The sequence below is a fragment of the Janthinobacterium agaricidamnosum genome, assembly GCF_003667705.1.
Taxonomy (GTDB): Bacteria; Pseudomonadota; Gammaproteobacteria; order Burkholderiales; family Burkholderiaceae_D; genus Janthinobacterium.
Genome location: NZ_CP033019.1, coordinates 1865433 through 1886041 on the forward strand (window position 1 = coordinate 1865433; position 20609 = coordinate 1886041).

Genomic DNA, 20609 nt, shown 5'->3' on the forward strand with positions numbered 1-20609 from the left:
ATGACGTTCGTCGCTGCAGCGCAGTTAGCTACAGAGACATAGTTGAGTAATCAGCTAGGAGACGTGGCCGAGTGGCCGAAGGCACATCCCTGCTAAGGATGCATACGGCTTATACCTGTATCGTGGGTTCGAATCCCACCGTCTCCGCCAGAATCAAATAAAAAAGCCTCCCCTGCGGGAGGCTTTTTTATTTGTCTGGACGGAACGGTGGGATTCGAAGACGGAGCGCCCTGAAGGGCGCGCAGGCTCTCCGAATCGCCCATCTGCCGCGCCACGCGCGGCCCCGTTGGCCGCGCAGCGGCCAACGCCGTCCCCTCATCTCAGGCACTAGCGGCCAGCGCATGCGCCGGCCTCTGCGGGCGCCTGCGCCAGCCTTTGCTCAGCAAGAGATTCTTTTTCACCGCATTCAGCCCAATCCCCTTAAAAAGTTGCATAATCCACAAATGCCGCGCAGAAATTTCATACTGGCCAGCGCGGCCTATGCCGGTGGCATTGAGGCATGGTCCGGATAAACGAGGGGGTACGCACATGCAGCTGCTTCGCCAAGTCAAACTGTCGCGCCGGCTGGCCTTGTTGGTCGCCATCTTTTCGCTGGGCCTGATCGTGTATGGCGGCTGGTCGCTGCGCGTGCTGCACGAACTGAAGGTCAACGGTCCCGTATATCACCGCATCGTACAGGGCAAGGACCTGGTGGCCGACGTGCTGCCGCCGCCGGAATACATCCTCGAATCGTATCTGGTCGCCTTCCAGCTGATGGCGTCCGAAGACAGAAGCGCGCAAGACAAGCTGGTCGAACGCCTGAAAACCTTGAAGGCCGAGTACGACACGCGCCATCAGTTCTGGCGTACCCAGGATCTCGATCACGATATCGCCGAAGCCCTGCTGACGCAGGCGCATGCCCCTGCCGTGGCATTCTATGAGACGGCATTCACGCGCTTCATCCCGGCGCTGCAGGGGCAGGACAAGGCGGGCGTCGCCACTGCCATGGCGGCCATGGCCGCCAGCTACGACAACCATCTGGCGGCCATCAACCGCGTGGTCGACATGACCAGCAAGCGCTCGGCCGCGTTCGAGACCGAATCGGCCGACAAGGCACGCTCGGCAACCGTGCTGCTGGCGGGCTTGCTGCTGGCATCGCTGGGCGTCAGCATCGCCGGCGCCGTGCTGATCAGCCGCAGCATTACCGGCCCCTTGCAGGAGGCGTTGCTGGCCGCGCAGAGGGTGGCGGCCGGCGACTTGAGCAATCGTGTCGACAAGCGTTTTTCCGACGAGCCTGGTCAATTGCTGCAGGCCCTCGAAGCGATGAATGGCAGCCTGTCGCACACCGTGGGCCAGGTGCGCAGCAGCACGCAAAGCATCACTATTGCTTCGCGCGAAATCGCGGCCGGCAATTTCGATCTGTCATCGCGCACGGAGGCGCAAGCCAGTTCGCTGGAAGAAACGGCGTCCGCGATGAAGGAGCTGACCAGCACGGTAAAGCAGAATGCCGACAATGCGCGGCAGGCGAACCAGCTGGTGGTGTCGGCGTCGGAATTTGCCGTGCAGGGCGGACAGGTGGTCGGGCGCGTGGTCGATACCATGGGCGCCATCAATGCCAGCTCGCGCAAGATCGTCGATATCGTCGACGTGATCGACAGCATCGCTTTCCAGACGAATATCCTGGCCTTGAACGCAGCGGTAGAGGCTGCCAGGGCGGGCGAGCAGGGACGCGGCTTCGCCGTCGTCGCCAGCGAAGTGCGCAGCCTGGCGCAACGTTCGGCCAGTGCCGCGCGCGAAATCAAGGCCATGATCGGCGATTCGGTCGAGCGCGTCGACGCGGGCAGCAAGCTGGTGGACGAGGCGGGCGCCACGATGGACAAGATCGTGGCATCCGTGAAGCAGGTGGTCGACTTGATGAGCGAAATCGCCGCCGCCAGCCAGGAGCAGAGCCTGGGCATCGAACAGGTCAACCAGGCCATCACGCAGATGGATGAGGTCACGCAACAGAATGCCGCCCTGGTCGAGGAAGCGGCGGCCGCCGCCGGCAGCCTGGAAGAGCAGGCGGCCAGCCTGGTGCGGGAAGTGGGCGTGTTCAAGCTCGATGCGGGCGCCGCTGCCAGCGCGCTGGCGGCGCCCGCGCATCCGGGCCGCTGACAGGCTGGCTGGCGGTCAGGACGCCGCTCGGCTTGGCGTTTCCTGGGCGTGGCTGCGCTATGGCGCGTGGGCCGCTGCCGTGGCTTGCTTGTCGCACGTTGCCAAGGTACCTGTGCATGCGGAAAACGTTTCCAGATAGGTGATGGTTTTCTCGTATTCGTCGATCAGGTAGCGCAGCTGATATGCCATCTCGACAGATTCGCCTGTGCCTTTGTCCCGCAGCCTGTACATATCTTTCAAGAAGCGTTTTCTTCGCGCCAGTTCCGCAGCCAGGCGCGCCTTGCGCTCGGCGGCCGGTGGCAGCGGATACGGCTTGCCATTGATGGATTTGACGCCCTCAGACGTCAGATCCAGGTCCTTGCCGGGGGCGCGAAATTCCACGCCCATTGTTCCATCCGCCTGCACCAGTATCAGCAGTTCGTCGGCGTCGCTGTTGGCTGGCAAGGTCATGGCCAGCACTTCAGGCTTGCCCTTGGGCAGCCAGCGATATTCGAGCTTGACCTGCAACGGCGCCGCGGCCTGCGCCGGCAGGTAGAAGCAGCAGCTGGCGGCGCTGCTCATGTAAGGACTCAGTGGATCGGTATCGACAGCGTTGTCGGGATCGCCGACGGAACTGATGCCCACCTGTATCATGCGCGGACTGTAGTTCAAGGTACTGACCGTTACCTTGCGCTCACCGGCGCCGGGCGTGTACGCGTGCAAGCCCCGCTCACCGCGCTCGTTGCCGCCCGCAAGCAGGGGCCGGTGGAACAGGGGGGTAATGCCGAAGCTCGCGATACTGCTGATATAGCCGGTATCGGACGGGCCGACGCGCGAGTCGCTGTTGCCCGGCGTGTGGTAGAGGTAGCCGATCTCGTCCAGCGATAGCGCGCTGACCATGCGGTCTTGCTGAAACAGTGGCGGTGACGCGTAGCTGTCGCCGTTGCCCATGACTTTGGCGTAGATGGGGCCCGTCCATGGACCATGGCCGCCAAAGCGCGCGAGTACCACGTACTCGCCCAGCAGCGATTTTACTTTCAGGACATCCTTGGTCTCGCCAGTGACGGGGTCGATGATGGAATAAATGCCCGGAAAGGGATTGGTGGCGACACGCCACAGCGTGGGCATGGCAAAGCAGAGTCCGGCAACGATGGCGATGCCGGTGGCGATGGCAGTGCTGGTTTTCATGCTTCGTCCAGTCGTTGTTGCTGCGTGTCCTGCGTTGCCGCAGTGGCGCCGGGGGCGATCCCGTTCATCCGGCAGAACGCCACGAGGTCGGCCGGATAGAAGGGCGCGCCGCGATAGCCGCTGTCATCGATATCGAGCACGCAGGTGATGGCGGCCGCTTCCCAGGACCAGTAGCCCCAGAACGAGGTGTCGCGCCGGTGGCTGTCGTAATAGGGCTCGCGGCGGCTGGCTGCATACCATTGCTGCAGATAAGCTGCATCAGCGCAGGACGGGCATCTTTTTCTGCCGCGAATATCTTGAGTGTATTGACGTAGGGCAGATGGCGCGTGCACTTTGGCCAGGCGGCATCCCTGCCGGCGACGAAGCATGCCAGCAGCCGCTCCAGCAAGCCATCCTTTTCATGGTTATTGAAATCGATGACGGGCGCCAGCCGGGGCAGCAAACTGCCGCAGCCCAGCAAAATGCCTAGGCAGACCATGCGGTTGACCTGCTCGTAGCCGTCGCCGGGCAGGGCGAAGTGGGTAAATCCCTGTTCGGCTTCGCCGGCCTGAGCGTCAAATGTCATGTCATAGCGGGCAAACGCCAGCCAGTAAGCGAGTATCGTGGAGTACGCGGCGCGCAACTCATCCAGCGCGTGACCGGCGCTGTAGGCGAGGGCTAGCTGGTCGACGCCATCCCAGGCCCGCTGGCGCGTGGCCGTCATGAAATTTTCTGGTGGAATATGTTGCAGCACGTGCGCCGGCTGTTGCAAGCCGGCTGCCACCATGTCGTAGCACTCATCCTGGCTTTCCTTGCTTTCAAGGTAGATGGCATAGGACAACCGCGCTTCCCTGCGCCGGGCCCAAAAATCCCGTTCGTTCAGCGTCTGCATCCTTGCCCCTTGCTGATTATGGTTGCGGCCATGTAACTTCGCTGGTGTAGCGGCCTTCCTTGCGTAGCCGTCGCGCATAGTCGACCAGATCCCTGGGGTACACCAGATGCGCGGCCTGGCTATCTTCCAGGTCGAGCAGGAAAACCGTCGCCCCCGCTTCGAATGCCCAGTAGCCGTAGTAGCCGGCATAGCCTTCCTCGCTGATATTGAGATGCTCGTTGTACCAGCGCGGATGATGTTTCATGGCCGGATACCATTGTTTCAGGTATTTCTGGAGCAGGGCCAAGGTAGCGTCCTCATCCTCCTCATAGAACACTTGCAGCAGGGTGTCATAGGGCCTGGCGATGATGCAGGCGTCGAGTGCTTGTCCATCCTCCACATACCCGTCGATCAATTGCTCGAACAGGCCATCGCGGCCACGGTGGCTGCGCAGCACGTGGATGATGCGCAGCACCGAACGGTGATCGCGCAGCAGGATGGCAATGCTGAGCAGTTGCAAGGTGTCCTCATAGTCGGACAGGACGTAAAACTCTGGTGCTCCCTCATATTCGTAGGGCCCAAACTCTGGAAACTCAAGCGCCGCATCCTGCTGATAGAGTTGATCGACCGCATTCCATTCTTCAAACTTATCCACGATGCCCGCGATGCGCGGCGCCAAGGCCTCGATGGACTCGCCCGCCGTATAGTCGAGCATCCAGATCCAGAGTTCTTCTAAATACAAAAAATGATGGACGGAAGCATTTTCCTGCGCTGAGTCGGCGACCTTTTTGTTTTCCAGTCCTCCTGCAATCAGCGCAAATTGATTGCTGCGCGTTTTGACATACAGTTCTTCATCCAGAAATTGCTGGCGGCGCCGCTCAGTGAATGGACGATTGTTCATCTTGTCTGGCTGCCGTCGTGATCGACGCGTAAGGAAGATGCGTTTACATGGAAAAATGCGGACATTGCCTGGGACTCCGTGTGATGAGGGAAACGTACTGGCAGTTGATGTAATGACTTGTTTGCAAGATTACATACTAGAAATAGTGATTCAACAAGCGCGATTCAATTGAATCGTGTGCCAGAAAGAAATATTCAAAATAGCTACCATGAGCGACTCGATGGCGTGCCGCAGGTATTTTTCGGCCGTCATCGTCTTTTACGTGAACCGGAGCAAGCATGAGCAAGATCAAATACGCGGCCGCAGCGGCCTTATGGGCCAGCCTGTCGCCCGCCATGGCGGCGTCCACCCCGGCCGCACCACCATTCCTCGATGTGCTCGCCTATCAGTACGCCAATTGCGTCAAACCTGCCTACCATCAGGCCGACCTGCTGGTACAGGACGGGGCGGGGCACTACCAGATCGACGTCAAGGGGGAGGCCTACACGGTCGAACTGCAGGAACGCATGGGCTTTTCGCTGCAGGCGGGCACAGGCGGTCCCGTGGCGGCCGTCGTCAAGCTGGACCGGCCGCCACAGGGACAGTTCGCGGAGCAGGCGCGCTGGCGCGAGCGCTGGCTGCGCGACGTGGCCGAGCGCAGCGGCGTGGCGCTGGACGAGCGGGCGCTTGCCGGCGGCGCGCGCCTGCTGGCCGTCAACAAGGGTGAGATCAAGGGGAACTATGTGGGGCAGTCGCTGCTGATCGATCCGGCACGGCAGTTGTTCATCGATATCGCGTGGCCGAACACGCTGGATATCTATCGCGGCCCCGATGCCCTGCGGCAGGTGCGGCAAGTGCAGGACGATGTCTGGAAACGCATGCTGTCCTGCCCGCCGGCCGCGTGAAGCCGGTCGCCTTCGCATATCCCTGCTGCGTGCACGTGCATACACAAATAATAATGATTCTCATTTATAATTCAGCGCTATGGGATGCAATGGGCTGGCGCCATGGCGCCACGGGTGGTGAAGGAGGGCATGATGGGCAGTGTGTATGGCAACGAGGACGCGATCGCGCACGAGCATCGCGTACTGATGGGCGAATATGGGCGGGCGCAGGCGCGTTGCAGTGCGCAGCTGGCGGCGCAGGCGGCCCGCATCGCGCAGCTGGAGTCGGAATTGATGCGCGCGCGGGCGCAGGTGGTGATCCGCGATTCCAGGCTGGCGCTGGCGCGCGATGAACTGGCCGAACTGGCGGCCAGCGTGCCGGGCTTGCCGACGCGTGCCAGGCTGGCCCGCCGGGTCGAGTGGCTCGGTGAGCGCGTGCAGGACCTGATGCGCGAGCTGCTGCGCCTGCAGTGGCTGCCGGCGCCATCCTTGCAGGCCGACGTGCGCGAAAAAGCCGTGCTGTATGTGGGCAATTATTCAGGCCTGGCACCGGGCCAGCACGCGGCCGGCGCCAACGTGGCGCAGCTGGCCATCGAGCAGGCGGGCGGGCGCTTCCTGCACCATGCGGGCGGCGATGACGGCGCCGACGACGTGGCTGCGCTGGAAGCCGGTCTGGTGGCGGCCGACCTGGTGATTTGCCAGACGGGCTGCGTCAGCCACGATGCCTACTGGCGCGTGCATGACCATTGCAAGCGCACGGGCAAGCAGTGCGTGCTGGTGGACCAGCCGCAAGCCATGCATTTCGTGCGCAAGGAGGCGCTGGCCGATTTTTGATGCCGGATTAACGCCTGCTTAATCCGCATGGGGCAGAATGGCCATCCATTCGATGTCATAGCGAGCGCCCATGCTGTCCCTGCAAATCGGTCCCCTGGCCCTGCCCACGGGCCTGGTCCTGTTGTTCGTTTCCCTGTGCGTCGCCTACGGCGCGGCGTGGTGGCTGCGGAAGCACCGCCGGCTGCCGGACGCCGGCCCCCTCGTTTCCGACATGCTGATCGCCGGCCTGTTGGGGGCGCGCGTGGCGTTCGTGCTGCGCTGGCACGAACAGTATCTGGCCGCGCCCGCGTCCATCCTCAATATCCGCGACGGCGGCTTCCTGGCGCCGGCTGGCATCGCGGCCGCGCTGGCCATCGCCGCGTGGCGCTGCCGGGGTCCCGCCATGGCGCTCATGCGCCGGCCGCTGGCTGTCAGCGTGGCCTGCGGTGCGCTGGCCTGGGGCGTGTTGAGCGCAGGGCTGGGGCTGGCGTACGACAAGCCGGCGGCCTTGCCGGCCGTGGCCCTGCAGACGCTGGACGGCACGTCCACCCGCCTGGCGGCGCTGGCCGGTGGCAAGCCCATGGTGGTCAACTTGTGGGCCAGCTGGTGCCCGCCATGTCGGCGCGAGATGCCCGTGCTGGCCGCCGCACAGCAGGCGCGCGCCGATATCGTCTTCGTGTATGCGAACCAGCGCGAGGATGCGGTCGCCGCCATCGCTTTCCTGGACAGGAGCGGCGCGACCCTGCGCAACGTGGTGCTCGACGGCGAGGCGGCGCTGGGCAAGGCGGCCGGTTCCTCGGCCCTGCCCACCACCCTGTTTTATGACGCGCAGGGGCGGCTGGCCGATACGCACCTGGGCGAATTGTCCGACGCTTCGCTGGCCAGCAAGCTGCAGAAGATCGCGCCCGTTCCCTGAGGCGGGTATGCTTTGTTGACGTAGCCGTGGAGTTCTCTGATAGTATACCCCCCTATAGTATTTATCGGAGTGAATTATGGGCCACACGGCACACAACAAGACCAGGCTGCTCAATCGCGTCAAGCGCATCCGTGGACAGGTGGAAGGCCTGGAGCGGGGACTGGAAGAGGGCCGCGACTGCGGCGAAGTGCTGCAGCTGATCGCCGCCGTGCGCGGCGCCGTCAATGGCCTGATGGCCGAAGTCATCGAAGAGCATTTGCGCGAGCACGTGGCCAGTCCCGATATCTCCGGCGAAGAGCGGGCCAGAGGCGCCGACGACATCGCGGGCATCCTGCGCACCTACCTCAAATAAGGAGAACGTCATGAAAACGCAATCCCTCAGCGAAGACCTCTCCGCCTGGCAGCACGAACACGTCTTCGGCGCCGCCAGCGACAAGGCCGAGCGCCGCGCGCGCATCGTCATGTGGATCACCTTGGCCACCATGGTGCTGGAAATCGTCGCCGGCTGGTGGTACAACTCCATGGCCCTGCTGGCCGATGGATGGCATATGAGTTCGCACGCGCTGGCCATCGGCCTGGCCGCATTTGCGTATGCGGCGGCGCGCCGCTATGCGCGCGACCCCCGCTTTGCCTTCGGCACGTGGAAGATCGAGGTGCTGGCCGGCTATACGAGCGCCATCCTGCTGCTGGGCGTGGCTGTGCTGATGGTGGCCGCTTCCGTCGAGCGCCTGTTCTCGCCGCAGCCCATCCACTATCCGCAGGCGATGGCGGTGGCGGCCTTCGGCCTGGCGGTCAACCTCGTGTGCGCGCTGATCCTCGGCGGGCACCACGACCATGACCACCATGATGGCCACGATCACCATGACCATCATGGGCACCACGACCACCATGGCCATGGCGAAGACCTGAACATGAAGGCCGCCTACATCCACGTGCTGGCCGACGCCGCCACGTCCGTGCTGGCCATCGTGGCGCTGGCCGGCGCGTGGGCTTACGGCTGGCAGTGGCTCGATCCCGTGATGGGTATCGCGGGCGCCGTGCTGGTGGCGCTGTGGGCGAAAAAGCTGATGCTGGACACGGGCAAGGTCTTGCTGGACCGCGAGATGGACCACCCCGTGGTGGATGAAATCCGCGAAGCGGTGGAAGTGGAAAGCGCCGGCGACACGCCGCGCATCGTCGACCTGCACGTGTGGCGAGTCGGCAAGCAGCTGTATTCGTGCGCCTTGTCCGTCGTCAGCCGCGACGCTGCATTGACGGCCGCCGAACTGCGCGCGCGCATCGGCATCCACGAGGAAATCGTCCACAGCACCATCGAGATTATTCGCCGGCCTTGATAATGATGGGGAAAAAAGCCCGTTGATGCGGGGCGTAGGCCGTATAATGTCGGCTTTTACAGCACGCGCTGTTCACCAGACAGAGAAGAAAATGAGCACATTACCACCATGCCCGCAATGCCAATCCGAATTCACGTACGAAGACGGCAGCCAGTTGATCTGCCCTGAGTGCGCGCATGAATGGTCGGCCACGGCTGGCGAAGCCGTGGAAGAGGGCGCCCGTGTGTACCGCGATTCGGCCGGCAATATCCTGCAGGACGGCGACACGGTCAGCGTCATCAAGGACTTGAAATTGAAGGGCGGCGGCGGTGTCGTCAAGATGGGCACGAAGGTCAAGAACATCCGTTTGGTCGACAGCGACCACGACATCGACTGCAAGATCGACGGCTTCGGTTCCATGAGCTTGAAGACGGAATTCGTCAAGAAAGTGTAAGACTTTTCCTTGCCATTCGCGGCGCGCCTCGCATTGTTGCCGGCGCGCCGTTTTTTATTTCAGACCCCATGCAAATCGACCATCTCCGCCAGCGCCTGCGCGCCTTGGGCGCCAAGCCCCTGCACGAACAGCGCGTGCTGCGCGACTGGATACAGGGCCAGCCGCACGACCAGGGCCGGCGCCGCGCCGAAGACTTTTTGCCGCTGCCCGTGCGCGACGCCTTGCCTGCGCTCGACCTCGAACTGCAGGGCATGCTGAAACTGCTCAGCACCCATCCGGGTGCCGACGGTTCCGCGCGCCTGCTGGTGGGGCTGCACGACGGCCAGACGGTGGAAAGCGTGCTGCTGCCGCGCGACGGCCTGTGCGTGTCGAGCCAGGTGGGCTGCGCCGTCGGCTGCCAGTTCTGCATGACGGGCCGTGACGGCTTGATCCGGCAAGTGACCAGCGGCGAGATCGTCGCCCAGGTGGTGCTGGCGCGCACCTTGCGCCCGGTGAAAAAAGTCGTCTTCATGGGCATGGGCGAACCGGCGCATAACCTGAACAATGTGATGGAAGCGATCGAGCTGCTGGGCACGGAGGGCAATATCGGCCATAAGAACCTCGTGTTCTCCACCGTAGGCGACCCGCGCGCCTTCGAACGCCTGCCGCAGGGGCGGGTCAAGCCGGCGCTGGCCCTGTCGCTGCACACGACGAAGCCGGCGCTGCGCGAACAGCTGCTGCCGCGCGCACCCAGGCTCACACCGCGCGAGCTGGTGGACTTCGGCGAAGCGTATGCGCGCCTGACCGGCTATCCGGTGCAGTATCAGTGGACGCTGATGGAAGGCGTCAACGATGGCGACGACGAGATGGACGGCATCGTCGCGCTCTTGCAGGGCAAGTACGCGGTGCTCAACATGATCCCGTATAACACCATCGATGACTTGCCGTTCAGGCGTCCCAGCTGGGACAAGGCGCGCGCCATCGCCGCCGCCCTGCACGCGCGCGGCGTGCTGACCAAATTGCGCGATTCGGCCGGTCAGGACGTGGAGGGGGGCTGCGGGCAGTTGCGGGCGCGCGAAGCGAAGGGCAAGGTCATTGCCATCCGTGCCAGCGTGACGGCGTAGGTCGGATTAGCGGAGCGTAATCCGACATTCGCCCATACGCCTACAATGATGTCGGATTACGCGGTGCCCGCTAATCCGACCTACTCGGCTCACACCCCACCGAGCAAATCATTTTCATTCAATATCGCAAACGCGATCTCGGGATGCGCGACCAGGCAGCGGCGCACGGCGGCGGGAATGGCGGCGCGCGTCTTGCGGCACAGGCCGGGCCGCTCCAGCAGGCGGATCTGGAAGCCGCGCACGGTGCGCACTTCGCCGCTGCCGGGCACGATCTGCAATTCCACGCCTAGGTTGCTCTTCAACAGCCGCTGCAGCTTCTGCAGTTGCGCATATGTGGCGATACCCTCGATGTGCGCCAGCAGGCGCTTTTCTTCCGTCAGGTTCAGGCGCAGGATGGACAGGTCCGCCTGCGGATCGTCGAGCAATCGCTCGCGCTCGCAGTCGCACAGCTGCGGCGGGCACTCCTTGCGGACTTCAAAATCGACGATGCGCATGCTGGTGTTCCAGTGACGTTCCAATGGCGATCCGGGATCAATCAAGTATCGTCCGCCGCCTGGCGCATGTCAATCAGCGCGGGCTGACGATCAGGCGCCAGCGGATGGCGCCTTGCTCGCTGCTGTGCTGGTGGTGGTTTTGCGGCGGCATGACGTGGCCTTCCGTCGAGACGATTTCATGCGCGCAGCCGTCGCAGCGGTAGATGCCCGAATACGGCACGGCTTCGCCGGGCGAGGTCAGTTCATCGAAACGCGGGTGCATGGAGCGCGCCACGTAGCTGGGGTTCTTGTAGTCGGCCATGGCTTCCTCGTGGAGTGGATAATGGCCCATTTTGGCACACAATCGTGCACGGCCTTGACCGCGTGTCTTGGCGCGCGCGCCGCCCTGTGTTGTAATGTTGATCATCCCGACGGAGTACGCAAGGCCATGAGAACCCGCATCAAGATCTGCTGCATCGCTTCCATCGACGAAGCGCAACTGGCCATTGCCGCCGGCGCCGACGCGCTGGGCCTGGTGGCCGCCATGCCGTCCGGCCCCGGCCCGATTCTCGACGTGCGCATCGCGCAGATCGCCGCCTGGACGCCGCCGCCCGTGGCCACCTTCCTGTTGACGTCCGAGACGACGGCGGCAGCCATCGCCGAACACGTGCGCGCCACGCAGCCTTCCACCGTGCAGATCGTCGGCCATATCGATCCCGGCGAAGTGGCGCAGCTGGCGCGCTTGCTGCCGCACGTGCGGCGCGTGCAGGTGATCCACGTGGAGGGACCGGAGGCGTTGGCGCTGATCCCCGCCTACGCGCCCCATGTCCACGCTTTTTTGCTCGATTCGGGACGCCCCGGCGCGGCTGTGCCGGAGCTGGGTGGCACGGGCCGCACGCATGACTGGTCCGTCAGCGCGCGCTTCGTGCGCGCCAGCCCCCGTCCCGTCTTCCTGGCCGGCGGCCTCGATGCGAACAACGTGATGGAGGCGCTGCGTCAGGTACGCCCCTACGGCATCGACCTGTGCTCGCGCGTGCGCACGGACGGCCAGCTCGATGTCATGAAGCTGGCCTTGCTGATGGCGGCCGTGCGCGACGCGGATGCGGCGCTGTATGCGGAAGGCTAAGCCGTAGTTGCCGATGCGTTCATCTCGCGCACGAACGCTTCCGTAAACGCGGCCACCATGCCGCTGGCCGCGCGCGGCGAGATCAGGCCCACGACGGAATGCGATTCCTCGTCCGGCAGCGCGATGAAACGCACGCCGGGCGGCGCCACCAGGCGCATGCTGTCGGGGACGATGGCGATGCCCATATTGGCTTCGATCAGGTTCAGTTGCGAGGTCTTGCGCGACAGCGCGCGCGCCGCCTTCGGGAAGAATCCCTGCGCCAGGCACAGGCCCGCCACCAGGTAGCTCAGGCCCCCCCGGTCCTTGTGCGGGATCGAGACGAACGCTTCGTCGCGCAGGGCGGCGATCGTCGTGCGCTCCAGCGCCGCCAGCGGCGACATCGCCGACACGGCCACCACCAGTTTTTCCGCAAACAGTTCGCGCACGACGATGTTGGCGTGCTTGCGCAGGGTGGGCAGGCGCACGAGGCCCAGGTCGGCGCGGCCTTCTTCGATATCAAACGCCTGGTTTTCCGACGAGCCTTTCGACACGTCGAGCGAAACGCCGGGGAATTGCGCCAGCAGCCGGTTCAGCACGGCGCCGATGGCGGGCGTGAGGGTGACGGAACTCGAATGCAGCAGGCGGATGATGCCTTGCGCGCCTTGTCCCACGTGGCGCGTCTGGCGCACGGTTTCGTCGATGTCGTCGAGGATGCGCTTTGCCCGCTCATAAAAGACCTGTCCGGCGGGCGTGAGCTCGATATGGCGCGCGTCGCGCGTGAGCAGCAGGGCTTGCACCTCGCCCTCGAGCTCCTTGATTTGCCGGCTCAGGGCCGACTGCGCGATGTACAGCTTTTCCGCCGCGCGCGAGTAGCTGCCCGCATCGACGACTTCGACAAAGTAGCGGAACTGTCTGATGGAAATCAATCGTATGCCTTTTCGAGATCGGAGACTGCCTGATTTGATATTGGCCTGGCCCCGGCGTTCGCGCTACAGTGGCCTGGTCTGCTGTCACTGCAAAGGAAAGACCATGCTGGAATTGATCGGGGTGCTGGGACTGCTCGTCAGTATTATCGTAAAACTGATTTTCGTCCAGATCGGCGGCGCGGCCGAGGGCAAGGAGGACTAATATGCCAGCGTCGCCACATACGGTGCCGACAACGCCAGCGTTTTCAGGCGGCAGGCCGGTGCGGCCCCATCCCACTCCGCCAACTGCTTGCCCGCGCACTTGAGCGCCGCCTCGCGCGCCGTCCATGCCTGCGCCAGGCGCCGCGGGCGCTGATCGGCAGGGCAGTCGGCCAGCTTAGCTGCCACTTGCGGCCCCAGATAGTCGCGTGCCAGATGGAACCAGTCGGCAATGTCCTGCACCCGCATCACGTCGATGCCGACGAGATCATGCAGGCCGATGGCGGCCAGCGACAGTCCTTCGTCATGGCTGAACGACAGGCTGGCCGCGCGGCCGGCCAGCAGCAAACGGGGAGGGGCGCCCGGTGTCGATTCCACTGTAATCGCCCCGATGTCCAGGTTTTGCCACTGCGCCGCCGCTTCCCGCACGGCCTGGCGCAGGTGCGCGCGCGCTTCCGTGCGGGATGGCGGCGGCACGATGCCGATCGCCAGCACGCCGTCTCTTGACAAGAGCACCGTAAAATCCATCAGCTGCAATCAGCTACGCAAAGGCGCGGCCGGGCAGCCCGCCCAGTTGCTGCCGGCGGGGATGTGCTCGCCCTTCATCACCAGGGTCAACGGTCCCAGGCGCGCATTGTCGCCCACCTTGGCGCTGTACAGCACGGAGCTGCGCGGCCCCATGTAGACGCGCTGGCCGATCTCCACGTGGTCGATCTTCATCACGCGGTCTTCAAATAGATGCGTTTGCGGGCAGGTGAGTGCATTCAATTCGCTGTAGTCGCCGATGTGCACGCAGTCGAATTCCGTGATGTCCGTCGTATCCATGTAGACGCCGCGGCCGATCTTGCAGCCGAACAGGCGGAAGGCCAGCGGCAGCCACGGCGTGCCGCGCAGGTAGCGCATGAAGTTGGGCACGGCGATGCCTTCATACAGGTTCGTGACGCCTTCCGAAATCCACACGAAAGGCGTCCACATGGGCGCCGCATGTTTGCGGTAGCGTCCCAGCAGCAGCCACTTGAACAGTACGACCACCAAAAAATTGCCGATGCCGTAGGCGATGCCGGCGATGGCCAGGTCGCCCACCACTTCGCCCCAGCGCCCTGCGCCCGCGATCGGCATCACGTCCAGCACCAGCGTGTAGCCGACGGCGATCACCACGGCGTGCGGCGCGACGATGCGGAACGCTTCGATCAGGCTGCGTCCCAGGCGGCGCAGCAGCGACGGCTTGAACGTCAGGTGCTCGGCAAAGCCGCTGACCTGTTCGCGCGCGGGCAAATGCATGGGCGGGGAACCCAGCCAGGTATCGCCGCTGTGCATCTGCTCATTGCGCGGCGCGTGCGTGTGCACGCCGATCAGCACATGTTCGGGCAGCACGGTGCCGTCCGGGATATAGCTGCCGTTGCCGACGAAGCTGCGGTGCGAGACGACGGTGGGGCGCATGGTCATCCAGCCGCCGTCGATCTGCTCGTCGCCCAGCATGACGGCGTCGGCGATGAAGGTGTCGTCGCCCAGTGTCAGCATGTCGGGCACGACGCCCAGCGCCGTGGAAATCTCGGCGCCCTTGCCGACCTTGGCGCCCAGCAGGCGGTACCAGTACGGCGCGTACACGGTGGCGTAGATGCCGTGCAGGACGTTCAGGCTCGATTCCTGGATATGGCTGACCAGCCACTTGGCGCAATAGATATTGCTGTGCACGGGCGAGCTGCCCGGTTTCAGGCGCGGCAGCGCGCCCCAGCGGATGGCGGCCGACAGCAGGGCCGTGAGCACGATCAGCACGGCGCTGGCGGGGAAGGCCAGCAGGAAATAGCGGGCCAGCTGGGTCGTCACGTCGCGCCCCTGCAGCCATGGCATCATTTCGCGCTCGTCGAACCAGTCGATCAGCACGAAGCTGGGGAAGACGGGCATGAAGAACAGCACGGCGATGAGGACCATGCCGAAGCAGAAGAACACGGTTTCGCCCGTCAGGCGCAGGCGCGAGACGGCGGGGCGCGGCGGCTGGCTGGCCCTGTCATAGGGGCCGATGTCGCGCGCGGGCGACCCCGTCCAGACGCGACCGGCGGGCACCGAGGCGCCGTCGGCCAGCGCCGATTGCCCCTCGAGGTGACCGAAGGCACCCACTTGCGTATTGCCTTCCAGGATAGCGTAAGAGCTGATGCAGGCATCGTCGCCGATGCTGATCTGCCCCAGCAGCAAGCGGCCCCGTTCCACCCTGGCGTTTTCAAAGTTGACGGCATTGCCCACGCTGACGTTGTCGCCGATGGACAGCAAGTCGGGCGCGCGCAGGGTCATCGAGCCGATGACCACTTCCTTGCCCACTTTGGCGCCCAGCGCGCGCAGCCACCAGCTGTTCAGGGACGAGCCGCTGAGCAGATACGCGGGCGCCGATTCGACCAGGCGGTCGGCCAGCCACCAGCGGTAATAGGTGAAACCCCAGAGCGGATAGCTGCCCGGCTTCAGGCGCCCGGCGATCAGCCACTTGCCGGCAATCGCGATGGCAAATTCTGCCAGGGTCGCGAGCAAGAACACGCCGATCGAGGCGGCGATGGCGCGCGGCACGGTGTCGCCCGTGTCGCCCGTGAAGAAGTGGTAGGTGAAGAACGGCGCCATCCACTGCGCCATGCGCAGGGTGACGAGGCCCGGCACGGCCGCCGCCTGGGCCGCGCCGCAGACCCAGCGCTTCACGGCCGACGGCGGCGTCCAATCCGCTTCCGGCGTGGCCAGCGCGGGCGCCTCGCTCAAGACGGCGGCGATCTTGCCGATCTGCCGGTTCTGGTAAATGTCGCGTACCGTCATGTGGGCGTAGGCCGGATCGGCGCGCAGGCTCGACGCCAGGCGGGCGGCCAGGAAGGAGTGGCCGCCGAGGTCGCTGAAGAAATCCAGCTGGCGCAAGATGGCCTGGCCCGGGAACAGCTTGGCCAGGGCCGCGAACAGGGCCGCTTCGGCCGGCGTTTCCGGCACGTCCGAGACACCCGCCTCGCCGGCCTGCGGCGCGGATAATGGCATGGCTTTCAAGGCCTTCCTGTCGATCTTGCCCGAGGTGAGGCGCGGCATCAGCGGCAGCAATTCAAAACGGCCCGGCACCATGTAGGGCGGCAAATGCAGGTTCAGGGCCGCGCGCAGGGTTTTCGCCGCCAGGGCGTCGCCGGGCGCCTCGTCGCTGCCGACGATGTAGGCCACCAGCTGGTCGATGCCGTCATCCTTGCGCAGCAGGACGGCCACCGTGCCCACGCCCGGCTGCTGCGCCAGCACGGCTTCGATCTCGCCCAGCTCCACGCGGAAGCCGCGTATCTTCACCTGGTCGTCGGCGCGGCCCAGGCACAGCACCTGGCCGTCGGCATCGATGCGTGCCAGGTCGCCCGTGCGGTACAGGCGCGCGTCGTCGTCGCTGCTCGCCCACGGGTTGGGCAGGAATTTTTCCACCGTCAGGTCGGGCCGGCCCAGGTAGCCCTCGGCCAGGCCGGGGCCGATGATGCACAATTCCCCCGTTTCGCCGCGCGCCAGCAATGTCAAGGGACGGTTTTCGCCCGGCTCGGCCACCTGCAGCACCAGCAAGCCGTAGTTGGGCAGCGGCGTGCCGATGGTGACGGGTTCGCCGGGGCGCAGCCGCGCCAGGCTGCACGAGACGGTCGCCTCTGTTGGGCCATAGGTGTTGAACATGGCGCGGCCCGGGCGCGACCAGCGCTCGACCAGGGACTCGGGGCACATCTCGCCGCCCAGGTTGATCAGGCGCAGGCTCGGTACTTCTTCGGCGAACAGGGCCAGCAGGGTCGGCACGGCATGCAGCACGGTGACGTGGTTGGCGGCCAGCGCGCGCGGCAAGGCTTCCGGGTCGCCCGAGATTTCCTTGGGCCCCAGCCACAGGGTGGCGCCCACCAGGTAGGCGATCCAGATTTCCTCGAACGACATGTCGAAGGCGACGGAAAAACCCTGGTAGACGGTGTCGGCTTGCGTGACTTCCAGCACGGCGTTTTCGCTGCGCAGGAAGTGGCAGATGCTGCGCTGATTGATAAATATGCCCTTGGGCTTGCCCGTGGAGCCGGACGTGTAGATCACGTATGCCGGGTGTTCGGGCAAGACTGTGCCGCGCGCGGGCAGCAGTTCGCCCGGCGCGGCAGGGGCCAGCAGGCTTTCCGCCGTCCACACGGGACGCTGGACGCCAGCCTGCTCCAGGCGCGGCGCGAACTGTGCGCAGCTGACGACACCGGCACCATTGGCGTCATCGAGGCACACCTGCAGGCGCTCGACGGGCGTGTCTTCATCGACGGGCAGCCAGGCGGCGCCCGCCTTGGCGATGGCCGCCTGCATCAGCAGCAGAGGGGCGCCGCGCGGCAGCCACAGGCCCACGATGTCGCCGGGCTTGACGCCGGCCGCCACCAGGCGCGAAGCCGCCAGGCCCGCCTGCGCATCGAGTTCGGCATACGTGATGCTGCGCGCGCCATCGATCAGGGCGATTTGTTCGGGACAGCGGCGCGCCGTCGCTTCCAGCAGGTCGGCCAGCACTTCCTCGCGCAGCAGATCCGGTCGCGGCGGGCCGTACAGGATGTCGGCGTGGGTGGAAGGGATGTCTGGGCTGACTGCGGTGAAATCGTTCATGGATGACGCTTATCTGTAATGCGGTGTGAGGAATCTGACGGGCTGCGCATGGTGCGCGGCACAGTTGATACATTACAGCACACAAGACATTTCAGCGTTGCAGAACGGGGAATTTTGCGGGACTTTCAATAATTATGTGGCTGCACGATCAACTGCCATGATTACGGAATGTAAAACGGGGAAACATGGCGCCGATTTGCGCCACAGTAGCCGCCGCCGGATAGCCGTGCAGGGGGCGGCCGGACAGCGCCGCGTCCGCGCAGCCTTCGGCGCGGAACTGCTGCAGCACGTAGTTGTCGACGCCGTTGGTGGCCAGGGTGGCGGCCAGGGCCAGCAGCTGTTCGTCCGGCAGCAAGTCCGGATGGGTGGTGGTGCGGCATTCGTAGGCGACGCCGCTGGCGAGGATGGCGTCCAGGCAGGCGCGTGCCGGGTCGCCGCTGCCGGCCACGCGGGTCACATGACGATAGTCGGCAAACGGCGCCTTGATGTCGAAGCCGACCCAGTCGACCAGGGGCAGCACTTCCTGCAGGCGCTGCGGATAGATGCAGGCCGTGTGCAGGCCGATGCCGAAACCCAGCGCCCTGACGTCCAGCATGGCGCGCGCCAGCGCCGGGTCCATGCATGCCTCGCCGCCGCTGAAGACGACGGCGTCGACGAGGCCCACGCGGCGCCGCAGCCAGGTCAGTACGTCCTGCCACGGCATGGCGCCTTCGGGCGTGCGCGCCTGCAAGTGCGGATTGTGGCAATAGCCGCAACGCCAGGGGCAGCCCTGCACGAACACCACGGCAGCCAGCTTGCCCGGGTAGTCGGTGGCGGAAAAGGGCGTCAGGCCGCCCACTTTCAACTCAGCCATGGCAGGCCGGCTGGCCAACCCGGGCGCTCGCTTCCGTAAAATACTGGCGCTCGTGGAATTCGCCCTGCTTGCCGATGTTGAACGAGGCGACGGGGCGGTGATAGCCCATCACGCGCGTCCAGATTTCGCAGCGCTGGCGTTCGCTGTCGAGCAGGGTGATGGCGGGAGTGAAGTCGGGACGTGCGTTCATGGCGTTTCCTTGAGTGGGTGAGCGAGATCGGACTGCTTGCGGGCGATCAGCTCCGCGTCGCAGGTGGGGCAAAATTCATGTTTGCCGGCCAGGTAGCCGTGGCGCGGGCAGATGGAAAACGTGGGCGTGACGGTGATGTAGGGCAGCGAGAAGCGGCTCAGGGCGCGTTTGACCAGCTCGCGGCAGGCGTTCGCGTCCGACAGCGCTTCCGTCATGTACAGGTGCAGTACCGTGCCGCCCGTGTACTTGCGCTGCAGCGCGTCCTGCAATTCCAGCGCTTCGAACGGGTCGTCCGTGTGGCCGACGGGCAGTTGCGACGAGTTCGTGTAATACGGATTGTCGACGGTGCCGGCCTGCAGTATGGCGGGATAGCGCTTGCGGTCTTCGCGGGCGAAGCGGTACGTCGTGCCTTCGGCCGGCGTCGCTTCCAGGTTGTACATATGGCCCGTCTCTTCCTGGAAGGCCACCATGCGGGCGCGCACGTGGTCGAGCAGGCGGATCGCCAGCGCATGGCCCTCGGCGGACGTGACGTCCCAGGCGTCGCCGCTGAAATTGCGGATCATCTCGTTGATGCCGTTCACGCCCAGGGTAGAAAAGTGGTTGCGCAGGGTACCCAGGTAGCGCTTCGTGTACGGGAACAGGCCCTGCTGCATCAGTTCCTCGATGGTGCGGCGCTTGATTTCCAGGCTGGTCTTGCCCAGTTCCAGCAGGCGGTCCAGGTCCGCCATCAAGGCCGCTTCGTCGCCGCGCCACAGGTGGCCCAGGCGCGCGCAGTTGATCGTCACCACGCCCAGGGAGCCCGTCTGCTCGGCGGAACCGAACAGGCCATTGCCCCTTTTCAGCAGTTCGCGCAAGTCCAGCTGCAAGCGGCAGCACATGGAGCGGATCATGTTCGGCTTGAGTTCCGAATTGATGAAGTTCTGGAAGTAGGGCAGGCCGTAGCGGGCCGTCATTTCGAACAGGCGTTCCGCGTTTTCGCTATGCCAGTCGAAATCCTCGGTGATGTTATAGGTGGGGATGGGGAATGTGAAGACCCTGCCCTTGGCGTCGCCCGCCATCATGATCTCGATGTAGGCGCGGTTGATCATGTCCATCTCCGCCTGCAGCTCGCCATAGCTGAAGTCCATTTCCCGGCCGGCGATGACGGGAATCTGCTCGCGCAGGTCGTCCGGGCAGACCCAGTCGAAGGTGAGGTTGGTGAACGGCGTCTGCGTGCCCCAGCGCGACGGCACGTTGAGGTTGAAGATCAGCTCCTGCATGTACTGGCGCACGTCTTCGTAGCGCAGGCTGTCCTTGCGGATGTAGGGCGCCATATAGGTATCGAAGGAACTGAACGCCTGCGCGCCGGCCCACTCGTTTTGCAGGGTGCCGAGAAAATTGACGATTTGGCCGATGGCACTCGACATGTGTTTCGGCGGGCCTGATTCGATCTTGCCCGGCACGCCGTTCAAGCCTTCGTGCAGCAGGGTGCGCAGCGACCAGCCGGCGCAATAGCCGGCCAGCATGTCGAGGTCGTGGATGTGCAGGGCCGCTTCGCGGTGCGCCGCGCCCACTTCCGGCGGATACACCTGGTCCAGCCAGTAGTTGGCGATGACCTTGCCCGATACATTGAGTATCAGGCCGCCCAGCGAGTAACCCTGGTTGGCGTTGGCGTTGACACGCCAGTCGCGCCGGTCCAGGTATTCATTGATGGACGCGGCGACATCGACCTGGCCGCGTGTGGGGGAAACTGCATTTGTCGTCATGAAACCTCCAATA

General features: G+C 64.7%; 20 protein-coding genes, 1 tRNA gene and 1 pseudogene. 10 read left to right on the forward strand and 12 right to left on the reverse strand.

Going from position 1 to position 20609, the window contains the following annotated elements; all coding sequences use genetic code 11:
* Window positions 1-57 precede the first annotated feature (57 nt).
* Window positions 58-150: transfer RNA gene (locus D9M09_RS08565), tRNA-Ser, on the forward strand.
* A 378-nt stretch (window positions 151-528) separates the two neighbouring features.
* Complete coding sequence (locus D9M09_RS08570; protein ID WP_121669049.1) at window positions 529-2133, forward strand: methyl-accepting chemotaxis protein; 1605 nt, start codon at window positions 529-531, stop codon at window positions 2131-2133.
* A gap of 57 nt (window positions 2134-2190) precedes the next feature.
* Here the strand turns inward: D9M09_RS08570 and D9M09_RS08575 are convergent, their stop codons facing one another.
* From D9M09_RS08575 to D9M09_RS08590, 4 genes and pseudogenes are all read right to left on the reverse strand, one after another.
* A complete protein-coding gene (locus D9M09_RS08575) occupies window positions 2191-3300 on the reverse strand; it encodes a hypothetical protein (RefSeq protein ID WP_121669050.1) in 1110 nt (369 codons plus the stop codon).
* Complete coding sequence (locus D9M09_RS30080; protein ID WP_121669051.1) at window positions 3297-3668, reverse strand: PoNe immunity protein domain-containing protein; 372 nt, start codon at window positions 3666-3668, stop codon at window positions 3297-3299. The genes D9M09_RS08575 and D9M09_RS30080 overlap by 4 nt, the downstream gene beginning before the upstream one ends.
* A gap of 89 nt (window positions 3669-3757) precedes the next feature.
* Window positions 3758-4249 (reverse strand): annotated as a pseudogene (locus tag D9M09_RS30085) (hypothetical protein); the annotation flags it as partial.
* Window positions 4188-5051 carry a PoNe immunity protein domain-containing protein gene (locus D9M09_RS08590; protein ID WP_121669052.1) on the reverse strand — a complete coding sequence of 288 codons (864 nt, stop codon included), beginning with the start codon at window positions 5049-5051 and terminating at the stop codon, window positions 4188-4190. The gene D9M09_RS08590 and the pseudogene D9M09_RS30085, both read right to left, overlap by 62 nt.
* Before the next feature lie 278 nt (window positions 5052-5329).
* On the opposite strand from D9M09_RS08590, the gene D9M09_RS08595 reads away from it, so the two are divergent.
* The 7 genes from D9M09_RS08595 (at window position 5330) to D9M09_RS08625 (ending at window position 10513) form a co-directional block, all read left to right on the forward strand.
* Complete coding sequence (locus D9M09_RS08595) at window positions 5330-5935, forward strand: hypothetical protein (protein ID WP_121669053.1); 606 nt, start codon at window positions 5330-5332, stop codon at window positions 5933-5935.
* Window positions 5936-6208: 273 nt separating this feature from the next.
* On the forward strand, window positions 6209-6748 hold the full coding sequence (locus D9M09_RS08600; protein WP_240453652.1) for a DUF2325 domain-containing protein: 540 nt from the start codon (window positions 6209-6211) through the stop codon (window positions 6746-6748).
* A gap of 70 nt (window positions 6749-6818) precedes the next feature.
* A complete protein-coding gene (locus tag D9M09_RS08605) occupies window positions 6819-7643 on the forward strand; it encodes a TlpA disulfide reductase family protein (protein ID WP_121669054.1) in 825 nt (274 codons plus the stop codon).
* Between the two features lie 76 nt (window positions 7644-7719).
* Window positions 7720-7995, forward strand: coding sequence for a metal/formaldehyde-sensitive transcriptional repressor (locus tag D9M09_RS08610; protein WP_070311924.1), 276 nt, complete (start codon window positions 7720-7722; stop codon window positions 7993-7995).
* Window positions 7996-8005: 10 nt separating this feature from the next.
* Complete coding sequence (gene dmeF, locus D9M09_RS08615; protein WP_121669055.1) at window positions 8006-8977, forward strand: CDF family Co(II)/Ni(II) efflux transporter DmeF; 972 nt, start codon at window positions 8006-8008, stop codon at window positions 8975-8977.
* 91 nt (window positions 8978-9068) lie between these two features.
* Window positions 9069-9410, forward strand: coding sequence for a zinc ribbon domain-containing protein YjdM (locus tag D9M09_RS08620; protein WP_070218308.1), 342 nt, complete (start codon window positions 9069-9071; stop codon window positions 9408-9410).
* A gap of 68 nt (window positions 9411-9478) precedes the next feature.
* Window positions 9479-10513 (forward strand): RNA methyltransferase, encoded by a 1035-nt coding sequence (locus D9M09_RS08625; protein ID WP_121669056.1) that lies wholly within the window; start codon window positions 9479-9481, stop codon window positions 10511-10513.
* An 89-nt stretch (window positions 10514-10602) separates the two neighbouring features.
* Here D9M09_RS08625 and D9M09_RS08630 read toward each other — a convergent pair whose 3' ends face one another.
* Window positions 10603-11007 (reverse strand): hypothetical protein, encoded by a 405-nt coding sequence (locus D9M09_RS08630; protein WP_121669057.1) that lies wholly within the window; start codon window positions 11005-11007, stop codon window positions 10603-10605.
* A 73-nt stretch (window positions 11008-11080) separates the two neighbouring features.
* On the reverse strand, window positions 11081-11338 hold the full coding sequence (locus D9M09_RS08635; RefSeq protein WP_205602340.1) for a protein L: 258 nt from the start codon (window positions 11336-11338) through the stop codon (window positions 11081-11083).
* A gap of 96 nt (window positions 11339-11434) precedes the next feature.
* Between D9M09_RS08635 and D9M09_RS08640 the strand changes: the two genes are divergently transcribed.
* Complete coding sequence (locus D9M09_RS08640) at window positions 11435-12112, forward strand: phosphoribosylanthranilate isomerase (protein ID WP_121669058.1); 678 nt, start codon at window positions 11435-11437, stop codon at window positions 12110-12112.
* On the opposite strand, the gene D9M09_RS08645 is transcribed toward D9M09_RS08640, so the two are convergent.
* The 6 genes from D9M09_RS08645 to D9M09_RS08670 all read right to left on the reverse strand — a co-directional run bounded on the left by D9M09_RS08645 (window position 12109) and on the right by D9M09_RS08670 (window position 20596).
* Window positions 12109-13017, reverse strand: a complete 909-nt coding sequence (locus D9M09_RS08645) for a LysR family transcriptional regulator (RefSeq protein WP_121669059.1) — start codon at window positions 13015-13017, stop codon at window positions 12109-12111. The genes D9M09_RS08640 and D9M09_RS08645 overlap by 4 nt on opposite strands.
* Before the next feature lie 198 nt (window positions 13018-13215).
* Entirely contained in the window at window positions 13216-13731 is a 516-nt protein-coding gene (locus D9M09_RS08650) for a 4'-phosphopantetheinyl transferase family protein (RefSeq protein WP_162995612.1), read from the reverse strand.
* Between the two features lie 21 nt (window positions 13732-13752).
* A complete protein-coding gene (locus D9M09_RS08655; RefSeq protein WP_121669061.1) occupies window positions 13753-17808 on the reverse strand; it encodes a Pls/PosA family non-ribosomal peptide synthetase in 4056 nt (1351 codons plus the stop codon).
* A gap of 148 nt (window positions 17809-17956) precedes the next feature.
* Window positions 17957-18661 carry an anaerobic ribonucleoside-triphosphate reductase activating protein gene (locus D9M09_RS08660; protein ID WP_121669062.1) on the reverse strand — a complete coding sequence of 235 codons (705 nt, stop codon included), beginning with the start codon at window positions 18659-18661 and terminating at the stop codon, window positions 17957-17959.
* Window positions 18654-18851: an anaerobic ribonucleoside-triphosphate reductase gene (nrdD, locus tag D9M09_RS29900; protein WP_070218300.1), complete on the reverse strand. Its 198-nt coding sequence runs from the start codon at window positions 18849-18851 to the stop codon at window positions 18654-18656. Before nrdD ends, D9M09_RS08660 begins: the two co-directional genes overlap by 8 nt.
* Window positions 18848-20596, reverse strand: coding sequence for a ribonucleoside triphosphate reductase (locus D9M09_RS08670; protein ID WP_121669063.1), 1749 nt, complete (start codon window positions 20594-20596; stop codon window positions 18848-18850). The genes nrdD and D9M09_RS08670 overlap by 4 nt, the downstream gene beginning before the upstream one ends.
* Window positions 20597-20609 lie beyond the last annotated feature (13 nt).

Bases quoted from the DNA above. Each gene is read 5' to 3' on its own strand.
- D9M09_RS08570 (WP_121669049.1), top strand. From the start codon at position 529: ATGCAGCTGCTTCGCCAAGTCAAACTGTCGCGCCGGCTGGCCTTGTTG.
- D9M09_RS08575 (WP_121669050.1), bottom strand. From the start codon at position 3,300: ATGAAAACCAGCACTGCCATCGCCACCGGCATCGCCATCGTTGCCGGA.
- D9M09_RS30080 (WP_121669051.1), bottom strand. From the start codon at position 3,668: ATGCTTCGTCGCCGGCAGGGATGCCGCCTGGCCAAAGTGCACGCGCCA.
- D9M09_RS08590 (WP_121669052.1), bottom strand. From the start codon at position 5,051: ATGAACAATCGTCCATTCACTGAGCGGCGCCGCCAGCAATTTCTGGAT.
- D9M09_RS08595 (WP_121669053.1), top strand. From the start codon at position 5,330: ATGAGCAAGATCAAATACGCGGCCGCAGCGGCCTTATGGGCCAGCCTG.
- D9M09_RS08600 (WP_240453652.1), top strand. From the start codon at position 6,209: ATGCGCGCGCGGGCGCAGGTGGTGATCCGCGATTCCAGGCTGGCGCTG.
- D9M09_RS08605 (WP_121669054.1), top strand. From the start codon at position 6,819: ATGCTGTCCCTGCAAATCGGTCCCCTGGCCCTGCCCACGGGCCTGGTC.
- D9M09_RS08610 (WP_070311924.1), top strand. From the start codon at position 7,720: ATGGGCCACACGGCACACAACAAGACCAGGCTGCTCAATCGCGTCAAG.
- dmeF (WP_121669055.1), top strand. From the start codon at position 8,006: ATGAAAACGCAATCCCTCAGCGAAGACCTCTCCGCCTGGCAGCACGAA.
- D9M09_RS08620 (WP_070218308.1), top strand. From the start codon at position 9,069: ATGAGCACATTACCACCATGCCCGCAATGCCAATCCGAATTCACGTAC.
- D9M09_RS08625 (WP_121669056.1), top strand. From the start codon at position 9,479: ATGCAAATCGACCATCTCCGCCAGCGCCTGCGCGCCTTGGGCGCCAAG.
- D9M09_RS08630 (WP_121669057.1), bottom strand. From the start codon at position 11,007: ATGCGCATCGTCGATTTTGAAGTCCGCAAGGAGTGCCCGCCGCAGCTG.
- D9M09_RS08635 (WP_205602340.1), bottom strand. From the start codon at position 11,338: ATGGGCCATTATCCACTCCACGAGGAAGCCATGGCCGACTACAAGAAC.
- D9M09_RS08640 (WP_121669058.1), top strand. From the start codon at position 11,435: ATGAGAACCCGCATCAAGATCTGCTGCATCGCTTCCATCGACGAAGCG.
- D9M09_RS08655 (WP_121669061.1), bottom strand. From the start codon at position 17,808: ATGAACGATTTCACCGCAGTCAGCCCAGACATCCCTTCCACCCACGCC.
- D9M09_RS08660 (WP_121669062.1), bottom strand. From the start codon at position 18,661: ATGGCTGAGTTGAAAGTGGGCGGCCTGACGCCCTTTTCCGCCACCGAC.
- nrdD (WP_070218300.1), bottom strand. From the start codon at position 18,851: ATGAACGCACGTCCCGACTTCACTCCCGCCATCACCCTGCTCGACAGC.
- D9M09_RS08670 (WP_121669063.1), bottom strand. From the start codon at position 20,596: ATGACGACAAATGCAGTTTCCCCCACACGCGGCCAGGTCGATGTCGCC.